This window comes from Acidithiobacillus concretivorus, assembly GCF_018853445.1.
Taxonomy (GTDB): Bacteria; Pseudomonadota; Gammaproteobacteria; order Acidithiobacillales; family Acidithiobacillaceae; genus Acidithiobacillus; species Acidithiobacillus concretivorus.
Genome location: NZ_JABELD010000068.1, coordinates 1 through 17,683 on the forward strand (window position 1 = coordinate 1; position 17,683 = coordinate 17,683).

Sequence of the window (17,683 nt, forward strand, 5' to 3'; positions counted from 1 at the left end):
GTCAGGAGAGAACTCGCCCTTTGGGCTCAGACAGCTCTCCTGACGGGCGCTGGATTTCGCCAAGAACAACAACGGCGCGGGACAAAGTCGCTGCAAAGCCCCCAGCCCCACGGCCGTCTTCAGGTTTACGGGTATTTCGGATTATTGCGAGGAGAGTTGCTGGAGAACCTGTTCGGGAAGGAGATCTTCCATACAGCGGTGGTGCTTGAGGGGGCATTCTCTTTGCGCGCAGGGGCTGCAGGAAAGTCCCAGACGCAGGGCCACAGCGCCGGTTGATAAGGGCGGGGTCATTTGCAGGGGTGTCGATCCATACAGGGCTATGACCCGGCTCCCGACAGCCCCGGCAATATGCATCAGACCGGAGTCATTGCTGACGGTGATTTCTGCCAGTGAAAGCAGGTCGATGGCTTCCGTAAGATTGGTGCGCCCACCCAGATCAAGCACCGTCGGGACAGCTTGGGCGATGGCCTGGGTAATTTCGGCATCTTTCGGGCTACCGAAAAGCCACACCGGTCGTCCTGCCTGAGTGAGTTGTCGGGCTAGGCTGATCCAGTGACGTATAGGCCAGCGTTTGGCCGGGCCGTATTCTGCTCCGGGTGCGAGTGCCACCAGCCCTGCACTGGAATTTTGGATGTTCAGACGGTGCAGCGTGACGGCAAGCGCACCATGATCCACCATCAGACGCGGTGCGGGTAATTGCGTGGGCTGCGGCAAACGTTGGGGTAAACCCAGGGCTACAAAGCGATCTACCGTACGTGGCAGGCGTTTTTTATCCAGATGGCGGCGGTCATTGAGCAGCATTTTTCGGGCATTACCGCCAAAGCCGCTGCGGTTGGGAATCTGGGCCCAGTAAGGCACCAGGGCAGATTTTAGGCTGTTGGGTAAACAGATGGACCAGTCATAATCTTCTTTCTGGAGGGTTTCGGCGATACGGCGGCGTTCCTTCCAGCCTAACTTGCCATGGGGAATATCCAGAGGAATGCCGCGCCGCACTTCTGCCATGCGCGAGGCGACCGGCAGACTGGCTGGCGGCGCGAGGACATCAATTTGCAGTTTGGGCCAGCGCCGGCGCATGACCTGCAATAATACTTGCGCCATGACCATGTCACCTACCCAGGCGGGACCAACCAGCAGCAGGCGGGCCGGATCATAAGCCCGGGCCAGGCGGGTATTATGAGCGACAAACGCGTCATCTTCGCCGTAAGGCGGTTCGATGGTTTCCGGTAAAACCTCCGACATGCTCATTTGCCCAGAAGCATGATCAGCGCTTCCACCGTAATCAGGATGATGATGATCCATTCCAGAATGGTTTCACGATTATGGCGACTGGCAACAATCATGATTTCCAGCCCTTCGTGGATGGCATCGAGTTTTTCATCCAGGGCCCGGAAACGGCTGGTCAGTTCCAGATCGGCGGAAAGTTCCCGGGAGAGTATTTCCAGCCCCGGCGTTTCCCAGACAATGTCCGGATTATCCAGCACCGCAAGGCGTGACAAAATTTCGGTGCGGGTCGCCGAGGTCGAGGCCAGAAAACGCAGGTGACTACCTCTGCGTCCCGGAAGACGACCAGTACGGGTGACCTCGGAGAGTAAATTCAAGGTGGTTTCCAGGAGGGTTTCGACGGCTTCCTCGTGGAGTTCGAGGGCGAGACTTTGGGCCAGGCGCAGGGCCACCAGGAGAATGCGCTCTTCATCTAGATGCTTGAGGGTTACGCCATCCCGGCCGACGGCATCCCGCTCGCCGGTTTTAATGAATAACTCTTCGACTTTCGGGTTGCTGATAGCCGTAAACTGGGCCTGGACACTGGCCACAATGCGCGCCTGCAGGGCTGGTCCGGCCCCAAAAAAACACAGGACCCCGGAACGAAACATGGCCACCCAGGCATCCCCGTCGCGGAGCAGGCGGTGGGCGGGATTATTATCTATCAAATCCATATCGAAAGTTTCGTCCCAGTTTTTCAGGGCAATATGGCGTACGGGTTGAATCGCGTGAAGAATACTACTCATGCATTTATCCTTCGGGAAGTAATTTGCCAGGATTCAAAATGCCCTCTGGATCAAACAGTTTTTTGATGGCACGCTGGATGCTGAGATTTTCAGGGCTGAGTTCCAGGGGTAAAAATTCCCGTTTGCTGCTGCCGATGCCATGCTCGCCGGAAAGCGTGCCGCCCAGGCGCAGGACCGTCTGAAAAAGTTTTTGCAGACCCTGACGGGCACGGCGCATTTCCTCATGGTTTTCGGGATGCACCAGAAAATTGACATGAAGATTGCCGTTACCGGCGTGGCCAAAGCTGACAATGTGCAGGGATTGTTCCTGGGCAATAGCTTCAATGGCTTCCAGTAAATCGCGCAGACGACTGACCGGGACGACCACATCTTCGTTGATTTTCAGTGGTGCCATGGCTTTGGTGGCCGGCGACAGGGATTTGCGCGCGGCCCAGAGTGCCGCCGTGGCCTCGGCATCTGTGGCCTCCAGGATCTCCAGATTACCCTCTCCAGCAAGGGCCTGGCGCACGGCTTCCAGCTGGGAGGGTATGGTTTCGCTTTCGCCATCGACTTCGACCATCAACAGCGCCTGACTGGCAGCGGGCAGGTCTGTTGCAGCACCCATAGCGCGAACGGCTGCCAAAGCATGAGGATCCATGAGTTCCAGGGCGCTGGGTGTATGTCTTTGCGCCATGACCCGCTGGACCGCCGCGCAGGCGCTGGCGGTATTGGCATAGGCAGCGCGAAGCGTGGCTTTGGCTATGGGCAGAGGCAGCAGGCGCAGGGTGACTTCGGTAATCAACGCCAGCGTACCCTCACTCCCTACCAGTAAGCGGGTCAGATCATAACCGACCACGCCTTTGCTGGTACGCACTCCACAGCAGAGCGTTTCCCCGCAGCCGGTGACGGCGCGCAAACCAAGCACATAATCCCGGGTCACCCCGTATTTGACAGCATGCGGGCCCCCGGCATTCATGGCGAGATTACCACCAATCCGGCAGTAGGGACTGCTGCCCGGATCCGGAGGATAAAAAAGTCCGTCCTGGACAACATGGTCATTAATCGCAGCGGTAATCATGCCGGCTTCTACGGTGATGGTCCGATCTATCGGGCTGTAATCACAAACTTCCTGCATGCATTCAAAACTGATGACGGCGCTGCCGGGTACCGGTTGCGCACCGCCAACATTACCCGATCCGGCCCCTCTGGGGACCAGCGGCAAATGATGGCGGCGGGCGATGTGGACGATAGCCTGCACTTCTTCATGACTCCGGGGAAAAAGCACCAGGGCTGGCAGACAGCTTCCAGGGGTGTCATCACGGCTGTAAATGGACAGGGTATCAATGTCATCCCGTACTCTCTCGCTATCGAGAGCTGCACGCAGGGCCGGAAGAATGACGGCGATGCTCATGGTCGGGAATTCCGGATTTTCTGCAACAGGGCGGTGGTGCTGCGTTCGTGCCGGAAAGGAATGCTGAGCACGCGACCGCCGCGCGCCTGGACCTCACGGGCACCAACGATGCGTTCCACCGGCCAGTCGCCGCCCTTGATCAGGACGTCGGGCTGCAGTTTTTCGATGAGTTGCAAGGGGGTGTCTTCATCAAAAGTGGTGACGAAATCGACGGACTGCAGGGCCGCGAGTACCGCCATACGATCGTCTTCCGAATTGATCGGGCGATCCGCGCCCTTGCCGAGTCGGCGCACGGAGGCATCGCTGTTTACGGCGACAACCAGGCAGGCGCCTTGAGCGCGGGCTTCGGCGAGATACTGGACATGGCCACGATGCAGGATATCAAAAACCCCATTGGTGAACACCAGTGGACGACGGTAAATGCAGGCCTGCCTGAGCAGCTCCCGGTCGTGCAGAATCCGTCCCGAAAATGACGCGACGCTATGGGGCGGGTTTGAATTTTCGGCAAAGGCGGCATCCACATCGCTGCAGAGGGCATGAATGATGACCAGATGAACTTCCTGGATGCGTGCCGTGCTGTTTTCAGGGACGCGTAGCTCAATATCCGCCGGCCCCAGCAGGCCGGCAAGTTGTCCGCCATCCTTGCCGGTCATGGCCAAGGTCCACATGCCCCGCGCCTGGGCCGCACGGATGGCATGCAGAACATTGTCGGAATTGCCGGAGGTGCTGAAAGCCACCAGACAATCGCCGGGTCGGCCCAAGGCCTCCACCTGACGGGCGAATACTTGCGTGTAGGCAGAATCATTGGCAATGGCGGTCAAGACGCTGCTATCCGTACTGAGGGCAACGGCGGGAAGGGCCATGCGATTACTTTCAAAGCGGTTGACCAGCTCTGAGGCCAGATGCTGGGCATCTCCCGATGAACCACCATTGCCGCAACTTAAAACCTGGCCGCCGTTCTGCAGTGTGGTTATCAGCCTTGCACTGGCGTCGGCAAATGGTGCAGCAAGACTCTGCGCGGCGTGTTCCTTGGTGGCGATGCTGGCGCGCAAGGCGGTATTTATCCGGTTAGGCATGGTCATGGGCTGGGCACTCTGAACGCATCGCGAATCCACTCCGGCGCTGCGTCACCGTCAATAGCAATCACATCAAATCGGCAAGAACGCAGACCATGCCGGGGATTACGCAATAAAAAATATTCGGCAGCGCGAATCAAACGCTGCTGTTTACGATAATTGACGCTGTCGGCGGCAGACCCTTGCCGATTATGGGTGCGCTGGCGCACTTCCACGAACACCAGCGCCTCATTATCCAGTACGATCAGGTCGATCTCCCCGGAACGGCAACGAAAGTTGCGCAACAGCAATTTTAGTCCGGCCCTCAGCAGCAAAGCTAAAGCGCGATCCTCACCTTGCTGACCGAAGTTTTGGCGCGGCGAAGGCATACGTTAATTTAGCTGCCGGGTTTGGGAATGGCTGGTAAAGGCACAATTGCGCCATTCTCTACTTCCATCCATTCCATGTCACGCACGACGCGGCCCGCTTTGCCAAAATGTAAGGTTCCGGTGGCGCCTTTGAGTGGGTGACTAAATTGTTTGGCGAGGATGTTTTCGGCAAGCTGGTAGGCATCCAGACCAAAAGCCGCCATCCGCCACTGCGCATCACTGGCATTGGGCAGGCTCGTGTGGAGGAGTGCAGCGGCCTGCGGCTTGGTCGTAGCCGGTTGAATAACCCAGGGCATATCCACAGACTCAATTCCGGAAAGATTTTGCGCATCGCTCGGGAGCGTGGCTCCATGCAAAAGCGCTGGACTGAAAATCGGGATATTACTGTTGATGGAACGAATGGCTGTGACTGCAGCGTTGGCATTTTTGCTGTCTGCGACCAGGAAAACAAAATCATGCGTTGAGCTGGTCCCGCTAAGCAGTTGCTGCGCCTGACCATTAAGAGAATGACCAGGTAGATAGGTGGCGACTCCTGCGACACTGCCACCCAGTTTTTTCCAGGTATCGATAAAATCGGCCTGAATGGCAGCGCCACTGGAATCCTGCGGATACAACACATAGACCCGTCGGTAGCCTGCTGCATAGCCCTGATTGGCAATTTGACGCGCCGCAACATCCCGACTCAGACTGAAAGTATATAACCCCGGTTGTTGTACCCCGGCATCGGAACCCAGAGCAATAACCGGAGGATCTGAAGGTTTGCGTACACTGGCCACGGCATTGATGTCCTGCGGTAACAATGGCCCGACAAATATCTGGCAACCTTCCTTGACTCCGCGCTCAAAAAGCACGGCGGTATAACTCGGATTTCCAGTACTTTGCAGCAGCTTGACGGCCGGCCCGGAGGTCAGCTGTGCCGCCGTTTCCATGCCAGCACTGAGGGCCTGAGAAAGTCCCGCATAACTCCCGGTGGAGGGAAGCAGCGCACAAATGCTGCCCTCCTGGCTGCTGGTAGTGTCTGCGACGTTCAGTTCGTCATGGCTGGTAAAATTGATGGGTGGGTGGCCAGGATGCGCGGCCATCCAGGCATTGATAGCGGCTTTGCGTTGATCCGGATCAGGATTATGGCGACTAATCAGGGCAATGGCGAGCCATTCCTGTACCAAGGGATTACCACTGCGTCCCTGCCAGTTTTGAATGCGCGCCGAGGAAACAGAGTCCAGAAGAGCGTGAATACGCTGATGGTTTTTGCGGATGGCCGCACCACTGAGCAGGCTGTCCCGTTCTATCAGAAAATTCAGGGCAGTCAGTTCATGCCCCTCTTGCGTATATAACGTGGCAAGGGTTCCCATGGCTTCGGCCCGCACATTTTGCGGTGTGCTGGCGATGGTCAGCAGTTCTTCCAGATTGCCTTTGGCCCTGGGTGTCTGTCCCTGATCCATCAATCCCTGGGCGCGTACCCACAAGGCTTGCCCACGTAAACCGTTATCGTCATGTTCCAGGCGCAGAACTTCATCGGCGAGCAGTACCGCTACTGGAGCCCTGTTGCCCTCTAGGGAGGCTTGTGCAGCCTTCAGCAAATACTGGAGTTGTGTCTTGCCCTGAACGGCCGCCGCCGCCTTGATGTAGTCTTTGGCGGCTTCCAGGTCATGCCCCTCTGCGAGTAACGCATCTGCCTGCTGGGCACTTGCCGCTTCAGGAGGGTTTGCCGCAGTGGCTACAGGAGCCGGAGCGGTACTGAGCACGGACGCCGGCTTCTGTGGCATACTCGCGCAGGCGCTCAGGGCGGCCGCGACAGCCAGTGTGGCGGTCAAACGTGGCAAATGGAATAAACTGGTCGGCAGTTTCATGAGCAGAGTGTATGGAGAATGGAGCAGTGGTTCAATGACTGAAATGCATTCCGGGCTGTTGACGATTATCGCTACCCCCATCGGCAATCTGGAGGATCTTTCGCCACGGGCCGGACAGGCTATTGCCCATGCCAGCTTAATCCTGGTGGAAGATCGCCGTCATGCTCAGCGTTTGTTTCAGCATCTTGGCGTACAGCCCAAAACCATGGCGTTGCACGAACATAACGAGCGGGCACTGGCCCCGCAAATTGCCCAGCGCATTGCTGCCGGTGAGCAGATTGCCCTGCTTTCTGATGCCGGGATGCCGTTGATTTCCGATCCTGGTTTTCCATTGCTGGCGTTGTTGCGCGAACAGCAGTTGGCGGTCACCATTATCCCTGGACCCAATGCCGCTGTGGCAGCGTTGTCTTTGTCAGGCCTGCCCAGTGATCGCTTCAGCTTTGAAGGATTCTTACCAGCCAAAGCGGGAGCCCGTCGGGCTCGTCTTGCGGTGTTACAGTCGGAATCAAGGACCATGATTTTTTATGAAGCCCCTCATCGCATTGTGGCAACCATAACGGATATGGCGGAACTTTGGGGGCTGAATCGGCCTGCAGCGCTTTGTCGGGAGCTGACCAAAATCTACGAAGAATGTCTGCGCGACTCTCTGGGCGGGTTGCTGGAACGCCTGTCGCAGCATCCGGATAAAGTGCGCGGCGAAATGACTTTGATTCTCGGCGGGGCACCTGAACAAGACCCGGGTGAACAGGAAGCAGATCGCTGGCTTGCCCCTTTGCTCGAGGAGTTGCCACTGACCCAGGCGGTGCGAATTGCTGAAGCGCAAAGCGGAATGGCCCACCGTCTTTTATATCGTCGCGCTCTGGCCTTGACTTCCGGGCGTGAGCCCGCTTAAATACGCGCTCTTGGCCCAGGTAGCTCAGTCGGTAGAGCAGAGGACTGAAAATCCTCGTGTCGGCGGTTCGATTCCGTCCCTGGGCACCAATCTAGTGCTCAGATTTATATGATTTTATCAGATCTGGTTCCTTCTCTCGCCGCACCGTTTTCTGACAACAGGGTTCAATCCCCTATTCGCCGCCTTGCGGTTCATTGTGGCGAGCGGAGGGGGTCGCAATAGGTTGCTCCCCTTGTTGGGTTTGCATAAATGTTCCCTTACCTTATTTCTGCTGGCGGGCCAGCAGACACGGGGTTCTTGTAGACCACTCTCGGACAAGTGCTCCCAGCTTATGCACGGGTAAAATTCTCATTTGTGCAAGGTGCGGCCCTGCTCACTGTTGCCAGTATACCTCAAGTCGCTATTAACGTCTTTTCGTAACCCTCCTTTACATATCCAAAAAATCCATAACTATTCGCGTCTGAAAATTCCTCAAAACACCAATTTAACAAAATGTTGTGAATAATTTTGAAGTACTTTTTCAAACTGGTTTGATGCTGTATTTGCTTGCAAGAAATTGCCGATGAGAATCTTGTAACGTGTATGTAACGATCGGTAACCTACTGATATAAAAACTATCTTATGCAAGATTTTTCTAATGTGTATGGTATCTGAAACAGTGAGCCCACGATGGGTTCAGGAACAGTCTAAAAATCAACAGAAAACATTTTGGCATGATTTCTGCTAGAAATAGCAGAAAATATATTTATTCCGCATTATCACTTAAATTTTATCGCTGCTAGCGGGTATGATCACGCCATACAATTAAAAGGATAAAAATATGCTACAAGAATTCAGGGATTCGAATATCGCAAAATTGCGGCAGCTTCAGGAATATTTTCATGCCAAGAAAATCCTCATAACCGGTGGTTTCGGTTTTGTTGGTGGTCATGTCGCGCGTCGGTTGCTGCAATGCGGCGCAGATGTGACAGTGCTTGATATTGATACTTCCACTGATCGTCTGTCCATGATCAATTGTCCTCGCCTGGGTCTTCGTGAACAACTCAATGTTGTTGAGGCAGATGTCACTGATAAGAAAAGTATGTGTGAAATCATTGATCAATATCGTTTCCACTACATTTTCCATTTTGCTGCATATGCATCGGTTATCGAAAAGGCATTGCACGCCCCATATGACACGATAATGGCCAACACCATGGGCTGGATCAATGTGTTAGAGGCTTGTCGGCTCTCTGTGCACAAGCCGAACATGATTTTTCTCTCATCAACCGATAAGGTTTACGGTGAAATGGATGGCGATTCTTACTTCGAACATTTGACACCGTTGCGTGGAATCGGAGTATATGACTCTGCAAAACTGGCGGCCGATGTGTTTTCACGAACCTATCATGAAGCATTTCAATTACCGACTGTGACGTTACGAATGTGTAATATTTTTGGTCCCTATGATTTCAACTCTGAATATCGGCTGTTACCAAAGGCTATGCAAAGTATTTTTGGTAATCCTGAACCAATGGCACCGGAGTTGTATTTCGATGCCATTGAACATCAGCGTGATTATCTGTATGTCGATGAACTGGTCAATGCCATTATTCTGCTGGCTCATAGTAACGTGTGTCGGGGAGAAGTTTACAACTTGGCTGGGGGGACCTACATGAGTACACCGGTCATGCTGCGGACCATTGTTGAACTGGCTGCAGGGGTTGAGGAGGCAGTGGATCAACAGCGTGCCCAAGCCATCCTGGATAATGGTATTGCCGTTAAGGTAAAAGCGAACGCCTCCACTATCCATGCCATTATCAAGCAGCATCTGAATGGTGAAAAGCTTGTCAAGGATACTGCCTTTCAGCCAGCCCATGAATTTCTTGATAGCTTGACCAAAACGATTCGTTTCTACCGGGAACATTATCAGCTTGCGAAGGAAGGAGAGAATCATGTCCATCTTTTGGCAGGGTAAGAATTGTCTGGTTACTGGCGGTGCTGGCTTTGGCGGAGGACACTTGTGTGAGCGTTTGCTCCAGCTCGGTGCACGTGTTTTTGTGTTGGATCGGGTATTGCCGCAGTGTTCATATTTGCAGATACAAGGTATTGATAGACACTTACAGGTCTGGGTAGGCGATATTCGTGATAGCGATTTTCTACGTTTGAATTTATCCCGTTTTGCCGTTGATACGATTTTTCATCTTGCTGCCCAGCCCATCGTACCATCCAGTAATGTCCTGCCAATGGAAACCCTTAGCGTGAATGCCATGGGTACGTATACCCTGCTTGAGGCCATGCGTCGGAGTGATACAGTGGAACGGATGGTGTTTGCCTCCAGCGGGGCCTATTATGGCATGACCACCGACGACCGGGCTCTGCAAGAGTCCGACCCACCCCTCGAAGCCAGTAACATCTACGCTGCATCGAAGGTTGCGAGTGACTGTGTGGCCCGGACCTATGCCAAAGTCTATGGTTTACAAGTTGGCGTGTGCCGATTTATGAATACCTACGGACCAGGGGACACCAATTTTAGTCGTCTTGTTCCGCGAGCGATTTTCAATCTGCTCGCAGGCAGAGGTTACGATTTTGGTGCTCGTGATGATGGTAGCTCCCGTCTTGATTTTCTGCACGTTGGTGATATGGCTGATGCGTATCTAAGGCTTGGAGAGTCTCTAGAAAATCATTCGGGAAAGGCCTTCAATTTCGGTACGGGAACCGCAACCTCTATTACTGAAGTTGCGGAACGGCTGAGCATTCTCTTTGATGGCGAGCGGCGGACGCCGCTGTTTCACGGGGCTCCACGGGAGAAAGCGGCGATAAAGTACCTTGAAATTGAGCGCGCACGTGTGGACTTAGGATGGAGGCCAATGACTCCTCTAGAAGATGGTCTTTGCAGTACTTTGCATTGGTATGCCGAGAATTGGGAGACTTTGCGTCATGCCTTTTAAGCAAGGCAAATGGTTGGAAGCGTTGCTGCTCGGGTTGGCGGTTTCAGGATTTGTGGCCTCGATATTCCTGGCTTTTGTCTTGGCGTTGTTGCCAGTCAGTAATCAGGCTCAGGCCTTGGTGAGCGTGGTCCTGGTCGGCATCCTGATGCTGCAACTTTTTCTGCTCAAACGTTTGGTCTTACCGCAGTTGCTTGTGGATTCCTTTCGAGTCACCAATATTGTCATAGCTATTTATCTGATATTTAGATATTTAGTTTGGCGGGTGGAATTCACCATCGGGGGATATGGCTTTGCCAGCGACTTTTTTGGCACCTTGCTGTTTCTGGCAGAGCTTTATGCTGCGGGGTACGCCATTCTGGGATTCTTTGTGACATTCACTCCGAGGCATCGCCAACCTGTCCCCTTGCCATTAGATGCTGACTCGTGGTCAGCAGTGGACGTATTGGTCCCAACTTACAACGAAACCACAGAAATTCTCAGGGTAACTCTGTTGGGTGCTTTGCAGATTGATTATCCCAAAGAAAAGTTTTGTGTACACCTGTTGGATGATGGGGGCACAGATGATCGTTGTGCCAACCCGAAAATTGCGGAGGCCTCCAAGGCTCGACGTCGTGACTTGCAGTCGCTTTGTGAGGCGGTCGGTGCTATTTATCACACGCGGCAACACAATGATCATGCCAAGGCTGGAAACGTCAATGCGGCATTGCCCTCTCTTAATGGCGACCTGATTGTTATTCTGGATGCCGATCATGTACCCACTCGCGATTTCCTGAAAAATACTGCGGGATTCTTTCTGGCCGATCCCAAGTGTGCGATGGTGCAAACCCCACACAGCTTCATTAATCCGGATCCGGTAGAAAAGAATCTGAACATTTTTCATGATGCTCCGGCGGAGGCTGAGCTCTTCCAACGTTATATCCAGGCAGGTCTGGATTCATGGGAGGCCAGTTTTTTTGTCGGATCAGCGGCAGTTATTCGTCGTTCCCTATTACAGGAAATAGGGGGAATACAGACGGAGACCTTAACCGAGGATGTCGAAACCGCAATGAAATTGCATTCTCTGGGGTATCGAAGTGTATTTTTGGATCGTTCGCAGGTTCTCGGTTTGCAACCCGAGACAGTTACCAGTCTCATTAGTCAGCGGGTACGCTGGGCTCAGGGAGCTATCCAGATTCTGCAAATGAAGAACCCCTTGTTTGCCAATGGCCTCAGCATTGCACAACGGTTAACCTATATTACCAGTTTCTCGTACTGGCTTTTTCCGTATGCCCGCATGATCAACATGTTGGCGCCATCCATGTTTTTGCTCTTTGGTGTCATGATATATAACGCAACCATTGAGCAATACCTGATCTATGGTGCTCCCTATTTTTTGGCGAACTGGATCTATTCGGATTTTGTCTATGGAAAGGTGCGCTGGCCACTGACATCAGATGTATATGAGATGGTGCAAACGCCGTTGGCGGCGATCATGTTATTCAGCACCTTGCTTAGACCAGGGAAAAGACCCTTCAATGTGACCCCCAAGGGCGAGCAGCTGGATCACGATTTTATTTCTTCAGCAGCCAAGGTACAGAGTGTTTTTTTTGGGATCATCCTACTGTCTCTGGTCATTGGTATTTGGCGTTGGTATGTGCATCCAGGTGAGCGACCACAGTTGGTTTTTACCTTGCTCTGGGAGTTGCTTAACTTCATCATTATTACTGCAACCATGGTCGTCATGTTGGAGCGTCGCCAACATCGAGAGAATTATCGGGTACCCGCACCCGCAGGAATGAAAGTCGATCTGGAACTGCGAGATGGCAGTGTATTGCGATTACCAGCGCTGGATCTTTCGATGGGTGGCGTGGGTTTTTCACGTAATGCATGGCCGGCTAGTGCTGGCCAGTTAGCCAGCGTTATCAGGGCAGTACATCTCGTAGATGAAGAGAGCTCCATACGAAGTGATGCAATTCCCGTTAAGTCCATAGATGGGATTGGCGATCGTTTTGGGGTCCAGTTTGCGTATGTGGATCAGCAACAACTCCAGATTGTGGTTAGGTTTTTGTATGGTCACAGTAATCAGGTGACTGCCTTGTTGGCTGCGCGTCGTCGTCGGCTCGGCTTCCTGGCTGCCTATGCCTATTTTCTGGCCAAGACTGGAGCTGGCCTTTGGTATTGGGGACGGTTTCTTTACCAACGTGGGCGAGAATCATACCTGCTGTGGAATTTGCGTCAGCGCCGACGTTACGACATGGGTAAAGCGGTGCGCAGATCGAGGCGCTATTTATGATGCAGATTGTCTGGTCCAGGATTAAGTGGGGCGGTTTTCCTTGCTTGGGTTTCCTGCTTGCTCTTGGAACCTTGTTTTTGCTTGAGACTGGCCAGTGTTGGGCCTCAGTAGAACAAAAATCTCTGGCGCAGTTGATGGAGAGCAAGCGGTTTATCAGTCTTAACGGTAATCAGCCCAAGCTCCAAGCCACTTGGCAAATTCCTGCGCAGGAACAGGCCGTCCACTCAACGCTGGCATTACACTATTTTGTTGGGCCAAGCACTGCGCCAGGAACAGAGCTGGTTATTGCGCTCAATGGTAAGGATGTGGGAGCCGTTCGGGAAAATCCAGATTATCCGCAGGGCGAACTGACTGTTTTGCTGGAACCCGGTGAGCTCGGAGGAGGTAATCAGATTCTCTCCATCGCCTTGCGCTCACCAAAAGGTATTATCGGAGATTCCGTCAAGGGATGGACGCAGATTGACGCGTATGAATCGCAGCTGCAGTTTCGATTGCAGCCAAAACCCTGGAGAACAATCCAGTTCAATGATCTCCAGACTCTTTTTCAAAGAGATCAGGATGCATCAATCCCATTGCCCGTAGTATTCCTGGGGCGAATATCTCCCGTTCTTATTCAGGCCGCGCAACAGGCGGTGGCTGATATTGCAATGCGCACGGACAAAACCGTCGCGGTACAGGTGTTGCCAAATATTGCGCAGGCAACAGCACGGTCCGCACCCCTGATTCTTTTACTTGGGGCCCAGACTGCTGAAGGGACGAGCAAAATTTCTGGGTCCGATGCGAGAGTACTACTGAGGCCTGTGGATGATTCGCGAACAGCATTGGAGTTGTCCTTCACGGGTCGTAACGATGATGCGGTGTTGCGGGCGGCACAGGCCTTTGCGCAGAACCGAGGAGACCTTCCACTGGGTGACAACTGGCAGGTCGGATCGGTGGATACAAAGACGGCAGGGCGCCCAAACTTGTGGCGAGGGCAGCCCGTTCTCCAGCCCGGTGGTGTAGCGAAGGTTGGACGCGTAGAACAGATTGATGCCTCCCTTGTGGGGGGGGGCATTGAGTCTTCTTCATTTCTCCTTTTGGATGCCTGGTGGCCAATTCGCAGATCGTCAGAAGCAAATGACCCTGGATTTGAATCTGGCAGTTGATCCTGGCAGGCACTCTGAGCAGAGACCGTTGGTGATTGTTCGAGCAAATGGCAACTGGATTTCTCAGTGGAAGCTTGGAACCGGAGTGGGTCATTATACGACCACTGTTCCTTTCTCCGCCTTGGTGGCTGGAGTCAATCGACTCAGTCTGGATGTGCATGGAGCCCATGTGAAAATCCTACCGGGATCGACCATGCGCCTTCCGAAAACCCACCAATATGCTCATCTGCCCAATCTACAGCTACTGGCAAGAACGGCTTTTCCTCTGGTTCGCGACGGCAATGCCAAAAGTCTACGTATGATCTATCTGAACTCCACGTCAGAATTGTTATCTGCGGGATTAACTTTATTTGCCAAACTAGCTCAGGTCAGCCGCAGTACTTTGCCAGCCGCAGTCGTTTTCATGGGGCATCCATTGCCAGGTGGAGGCAGTCAGGTGATTCTTGGGACGCCAGCGGATTTGAGATCAGCAGCGCAAACCAATGTGCCAGTTCAGTTCGTACACGGTGCTCTTCGTTGGCAAAGCCCTGGTTCCGAGAGTCAATGGAACAGTAGCCAAAACCCTTTGGCCCGGGCGTATCTGCTGGAAACTCCAGCGGGTAAAGGAGCGGAGCATTGGAATCTGTGGTTTTTGGTACCATCAGTGGAGTCGGCCGAGTCTGCGGTAAATCTGCTCGTCCAAAAGGATAACTGGTCCACATTGACCGGAGACTTTGCCTGGTTGGATGCTCATGGCCATTATCACTCGGTGATGTTGGGCAAACAGCAGATTTATGGAAATCATCAAAGTTCATGGTACTGGATTTACCTTTTTTCGTTACGGCCCATCTGGTGGGTGATCGTAGTGCTGACAATTCTTTTCCTGGGCAGCATTTCGGCAGGATGGTTGTCTCAACACCGTCGCAAACAGTGGGGGGCTCATGGATAATCCTTCCCGGCCCTTTGGGCGACTTCTGATGTTGCTCGGTTGTTTGGCTGCCGTGCTGTTCTTGCCGGTACGTTCTGCTCTTGCAAGTGTCTTGGGGCAAGAACATTCCAGTTCAATGATTGAACAGATAACCGGTTCCAAAGGAATGTCCGGTAAAACCCTCAATTCAGCAACATCAGCCATCTGGAGGGCTATCAACGCTCGGGACCTGGATTCTGCCAGAAAGCTCATTGCCCAGACACGAAATAGATTTCAAGGCTGGCGGCCCAGTGCCAATATGCGCTTTGTTTTAGCAGAGCAGGAAGTTTGGCAGAGTCTTCGCGACCGTCCTCTACCAGTAGCCAAGGGTCAGATTCATGTTTTTGCGGACCAGTATCAGCATGGTCCCTTCGCCAGCGACGCGGCAAAAACACTTCAAAAGATGCGTTCAGTATTGATAGACAGAGAGCTTTGGCGGGCTCAGCAAAATGGGGAAACACCAACACAAATTCAGACCCGGATTCGTATAGCCCAGAAGGATTTACCAGACTACCATGCTCCCGCAGCCCTGCTGACGCGCTTGTCAACCGAATTGGCTGCACAATCAATACCAGAGCTTGCCAAGAAGCGGCAATGGACGACGATTTTGGCCATGTCTCGGCGTCTTCCGGCTGTATTTGCGTCTCCCTATCTGGAAAATCAGCAGTGGTTGGCCCAAGCCGAAGCCCACCAAGGTAGTTTGCTCAAGGCCGGACGTTACTATTATCGGCAGATTCACCTTGCCAACAACTACAAGGATGCCTTCTCGGAGCTTGAAGAAGCGGCAGAAGTCATGCCAAGTTCTGTCGTGCAGATTTTACTTAAGGTCGTAGAAAAGCGTTATCCAAATCAACTTCCCTCCCTGCAAAAATGGCATCTGGGCGTCTTGTTGGGCGATGCTGCTCGACGTCATTTTGTTGGTCAGAACGAGCGTGCATGGTTAGATCTGCAACCGCATTTGGCTGCTATCGAGGCCCGACATCAGGCGCAAGATGCCCGTCTGATTGCGGCGATTTTGGGCGCGTTGGGAAGACCCAAGGAGTCCCTGCACTGGTGGTTTATGGCGGCACAGTGGTCCAAGAAAAGTGCCGATTGGCAGACAGTAGGCAGCATTGCCATGGCTGATGGAGATCTGGATCTTACAGCACAAAGCTTGGCTCATCTCTCCCCAGCGGCTAACAGTGCCAAACCGATTTTCGCGTGGTATTACCAGCAGAGAGGGCTACAGGCCTACGAACAGAAGGGTTACGCAAAAACACTGGACGACCTCGCTCTTAGCCAGAAAAGCAAGGCTCTCCCACTAGGTTTAAAGAGTATTCAGGCTTGGTCCCTGCTGCATCTCAAACAATATGCAGCTGCCAGCAGAGGTTTTTCCTCCTTGTACGAGAAAAAACCTGATCGTGCTAACGCCGGTGGGATTGTCACTGCAGATTTTGCTGCCAAAAACCTTTCCCATGCTTACGATTTGGCGCGTAAGCGCAGCGGGATATTGACTACCCTCCTACCCATGGAGAGCATGACCCGGAATATATCCTGGATCAACGAAATTCCATGGCGCCTAGCTGCTGATGGTCATATCGAGCTGCCAGAAAAACGATCTAGTTACCTAGCCATTGCAGCAACAGGTATCTGGCGTGGGGGTTCTGGGAGTGATGGCAACAATTTCAATGCGCTGGCCCCCGGTTTTTTGGGACAATGGGGTTTCAATTGGCATTTGGCGGGCTTCGCCCAGCTTTCCGTCCCCTCGGTGCGGGCTAATTCGGCTTCGTTGAATGCTTCTGTCCGTAATGACCAAGGTGCCATGCTAAGTTCCGAGGCGCCGTCTGGAAGGAATTGGATGGCCCCTGGTTTTCTTTTGGGCCTTGATGATGTTCGCCCTGGCCAAAGTTGGCGTGTGGCGTTGGGTTGGACCTCTCCCTCCAGTATCGGCGGTGGTACACCTCAAGGAGCAGTTCAGTATCGCTGGGATTTAGGAAAGTCCAAATCCTACCTGCAACTGGACGCTTTGCGGCAGGCTGTGCAGCAGACCTGGATTTCTTACCAGGGTGTGAACGCGCAGGTAAGTCTATCTGATCCATCAAGCGGGCTACAATCCCATACGCTGGATTACCAGTGGGGTGCCGCTATGCACAATGAGTTGGGTGGAAGCTTGTATTGGGCAGGTCCTGAACCTAATTCCTGGGATTATCTGGTCAGTAGTCATTTTGATCTCATCACGGGACGGAATTTGGACAACAATCCAGGCTGGACAACGTATCTGTCGGCAATGAAGCCCGTGCTCAGCAACGCCCATTGGTGGGCCGCCATAGGCCCGGCAGCGTATGGTGAGGGTTACGCCCATAACCAGAATTTTTCCAGTCCTGGTTATGGGGACTATTACAGTCCCAGCTGGTTACTTCAGCCCCAGCTGGCCATGGCGCTCAGTCACTGGTGGTCCAATGGGAAGCTCTCTGTAGCTGCTTCTCTGGGCTATCAGTGGGCACGGACGGCGGCCGCCCCATTTATAGGTGCTCCCAACTTGCGCTCCCAATTGTCATCACTGGGAGATGGTCTGGATTTGGCCAACAGCAGTTACACTGCCGCCCAGACGAGCGATGTTTCCGGCGCTCTCAATGTCCTGTTCACCCAGCAGCTTTCTCATCATTGGTTTGTCGATGGGGCGGCCAGTTATCAGGCCAGTCCTGCATTCTCCCAAGCGCAGTTCGGCCTTGATCTCCGCTATGTGTTTGCAGGTAATCGTCTGCCTGACTTGGCCTCAGCCCGACTCATGGCGAGTCCCGGACGAGCACTACCATGAGGCGATGGTGG

At 53.4% G+C, this 17,683-nt stretch carries 13 protein-coding genes and 1 tRNA gene; 8 read left to right on the forward strand and 6 right to left on the reverse strand.

Going from position 1 to position 17,683, the window contains the following annotated elements:
• Positions 1-141: 141 nt before the first annotated feature.
• Genes waaF through HJG40_RS09375 form a run of 6 tightly spaced genes read right to left on the reverse strand, consistent with a single transcriptional unit; the run spans position 142 to position 6,585 of the window.
• Positions 142-1,239, reverse strand: coding sequence for a lipopolysaccharide heptosyltransferase II (waaF, locus tag HJG40_RS09350; RefSeq protein ID WP_226857354.1), 1,098 nt, complete (start codon positions 1,237-1,239; stop codon positions 142-144).
• 2 nt (positions 1,240-1,241) lie between these two features.
• Entirely contained in the window at positions 1,242-2,006 is a 765-nt protein-coding gene (locus HJG40_RS09355) for an RMD1 family protein (RefSeq protein ID WP_215863939.1), read from the reverse strand.
• A gap of 4 nt (positions 2,007-2,010) precedes the next feature.
• Positions 2,011-3,396, reverse strand: a complete 1,386-nt coding sequence (locus tag HJG40_RS09360; RefSeq protein WP_215863940.1) for an FAD-binding oxidoreductase — start codon at positions 3,394-3,396, stop codon at positions 2,011-2,013.
• Positions 3,393-4,478, reverse strand: a complete 1,086-nt coding sequence (gene rfaE2 / locus HJG40_RS15560) for a D-glycero-beta-D-manno-heptose 1-phosphate adenylyltransferase (protein ID WP_215863941.1) — start codon at positions 4,476-4,478, stop codon at positions 3,393-3,395. The genes HJG40_RS09360 and rfaE2 overlap by 4 nt, the downstream gene beginning before the upstream one ends.
• A complete protein-coding gene (locus tag HJG40_RS09370; RefSeq protein ID WP_215863942.1) occupies positions 4,475-4,840 on the reverse strand; it encodes a YraN family protein in 366 nt (121 codons plus the stop codon). The genes rfaE2 and HJG40_RS09370 overlap by 4 nt, the downstream gene beginning before the upstream one ends.
• Positions 4,841-4,848: 8 nt before the next feature.
• Positions 4,849-6,585 (reverse strand): penicillin-binding protein activator, encoded by a 1,737-nt coding sequence (locus HJG40_RS09375; RefSeq protein ID WP_215863943.1) that lies wholly within the window; start codon positions 6,583-6,585, stop codon positions 4,849-4,851.
• Between HJG40_RS09375 and rsmI the strand changes: the two genes are divergently transcribed.
• The 8 genes from rsmI to HJG40_RS09415 all read left to right on the forward strand — a co-directional run bounded on the left by rsmI (position 6,554) and on the right by HJG40_RS09415 (position 17,672).
• A complete protein-coding gene (gene rsmI / locus HJG40_RS09380) occupies positions 6,554-7,582 on the forward strand; it encodes a 16S rRNA (cytidine(1402)-2'-O)-methyltransferase (RefSeq protein WP_368356013.1) in 1,029 nt (342 codons plus the stop codon). The two genes, HJG40_RS09375 and rsmI, sit on opposite strands and share 32 nt — an antisense overlap.
• A 13-nt stretch (positions 7,583-7,595) precedes the next feature.
• A tRNA-Phe gene (locus HJG40_RS09385) sits at positions 7,596-7,671 on the forward strand.
• Between the two features lie 731 nt (positions 7,672-8,402).
• Positions 8,403-9,539: an NAD-dependent epimerase/dehydratase family protein gene (locus HJG40_RS09390; RefSeq protein ID WP_215863944.1), complete on the forward strand. Its 1,137-nt coding sequence runs from the start codon at positions 8,403-8,405 to the stop codon at positions 9,537-9,539.
• A complete protein-coding gene (locus HJG40_RS09395; RefSeq protein ID WP_215863945.1) occupies positions 9,517-10,512 on the forward strand; it encodes an NAD-dependent epimerase/dehydratase family protein in 996 nt (331 codons plus the stop codon). Before HJG40_RS09390 ends, HJG40_RS09395 begins: the two co-directional genes overlap by 23 nt.
• Positions 10,502-12,784, forward strand: a complete 2,283-nt coding sequence (gene bcsA, locus HJG40_RS09400) for a UDP-forming cellulose synthase catalytic subunit (protein ID WP_215863946.1) — start codon at positions 10,502-10,504, stop codon at positions 12,782-12,784. The genes HJG40_RS09395 and bcsA overlap by 11 nt, the downstream gene beginning before the upstream one ends.
• Positions 12,781-13,929 carry a cellulose biosynthesis cyclic di-GMP-binding regulatory protein BcsB gene (locus HJG40_RS15235; RefSeq protein WP_215863947.1) on the forward strand — a complete coding sequence of 383 codons (1,149 nt, stop codon included), beginning with the start codon at positions 12,781-12,783 and terminating at the stop codon, positions 13,927-13,929. Before bcsA ends, HJG40_RS15235 begins: the two co-directional genes overlap by 4 nt.
• A gap of 31 nt (positions 13,930-13,960) precedes the next feature.
• Complete coding sequence (locus tag HJG40_RS15240; protein WP_438263564.1) at positions 13,961-14,857, forward strand: cellulose biosynthesis cyclic di-GMP-binding regulatory protein BcsB; 897 nt, start codon at positions 13,961-13,963, stop codon at positions 14,855-14,857.
• Positions 14,850-17,672 (forward strand): cellulose synthase subunit BcsC-related outer membrane protein, encoded by a 2,823-nt coding sequence (locus HJG40_RS09415; RefSeq protein WP_215863949.1) that lies wholly within the window; start codon positions 14,850-14,852, stop codon positions 17,670-17,672. The genes HJG40_RS15240 and HJG40_RS09415 overlap by 8 nt, the downstream gene beginning before the upstream one ends.
• Positions 17,673-17,683 lie beyond the last annotated feature (11 nt).

Bases quoted from the DNA above. Each gene is read 5' to 3' on its own strand.
- HJG40_RS09355 (WP_215863939.1), bottom strand. From the start codon at position 2,006: ATGAGTAGTATTCTTCACGCGATTCAACCCGTACGCCATATTGCCCTG.
- HJG40_RS09390 (WP_215863944.1), top strand. From the start codon at position 8,403: ATGCTACAAGAATTCAGGGATTCGAATATCGCAAAATTGCGGCAGCTT.
- HJG40_RS09415 (WP_215863949.1), top strand. From the start codon at position 14,850: ATGGATAATCCTTCCCGGCCCTTTGGGCGACTTCTGATGTTGCTCGGT.
- HJG40_RS09395 (WP_215863945.1), top strand. From the start codon at position 9,517: ATGTCCATCTTTTGGCAGGGTAAGAATTGTCTGGTTACTGGCGGTGCT.
- bcsA (WP_215863946.1), top strand. From the start codon at position 10,502: ATGCCTTTTAAGCAAGGCAAATGGTTGGAAGCGTTGCTGCTCGGGTTG.
- rfaE2 (WP_215863941.1), bottom strand. From the start codon at position 4,478: ATGACCATGCCTAACCGGATAAATACCGCCTTGCGCGCCAGCATCGCC.
- HJG40_RS15235 (WP_215863947.1), top strand. From the start codon at position 12,781: ATGATGCAGATTGTCTGGTCCAGGATTAAGTGGGGCGGTTTTCCTTGC.
- waaF (WP_226857354.1), bottom strand. From the start codon at position 1,239: ATGTCGGAGGTTTTACCGGAAACCATCGAACCGCCTTACGGCGAAGAT.
- HJG40_RS09370 (WP_215863942.1), bottom strand. From the start codon at position 4,840: ATGCCTTCGCCGCGCCAAAACTTCGGTCAGCAAGGTGAGGATCGCGCT.
- HJG40_RS09360 (WP_215863940.1), bottom strand. From the start codon at position 3,396: ATGAGCATCGCCGTCATTCTTCCGGCCCTGCGTGCAGCTCTCGATAGC.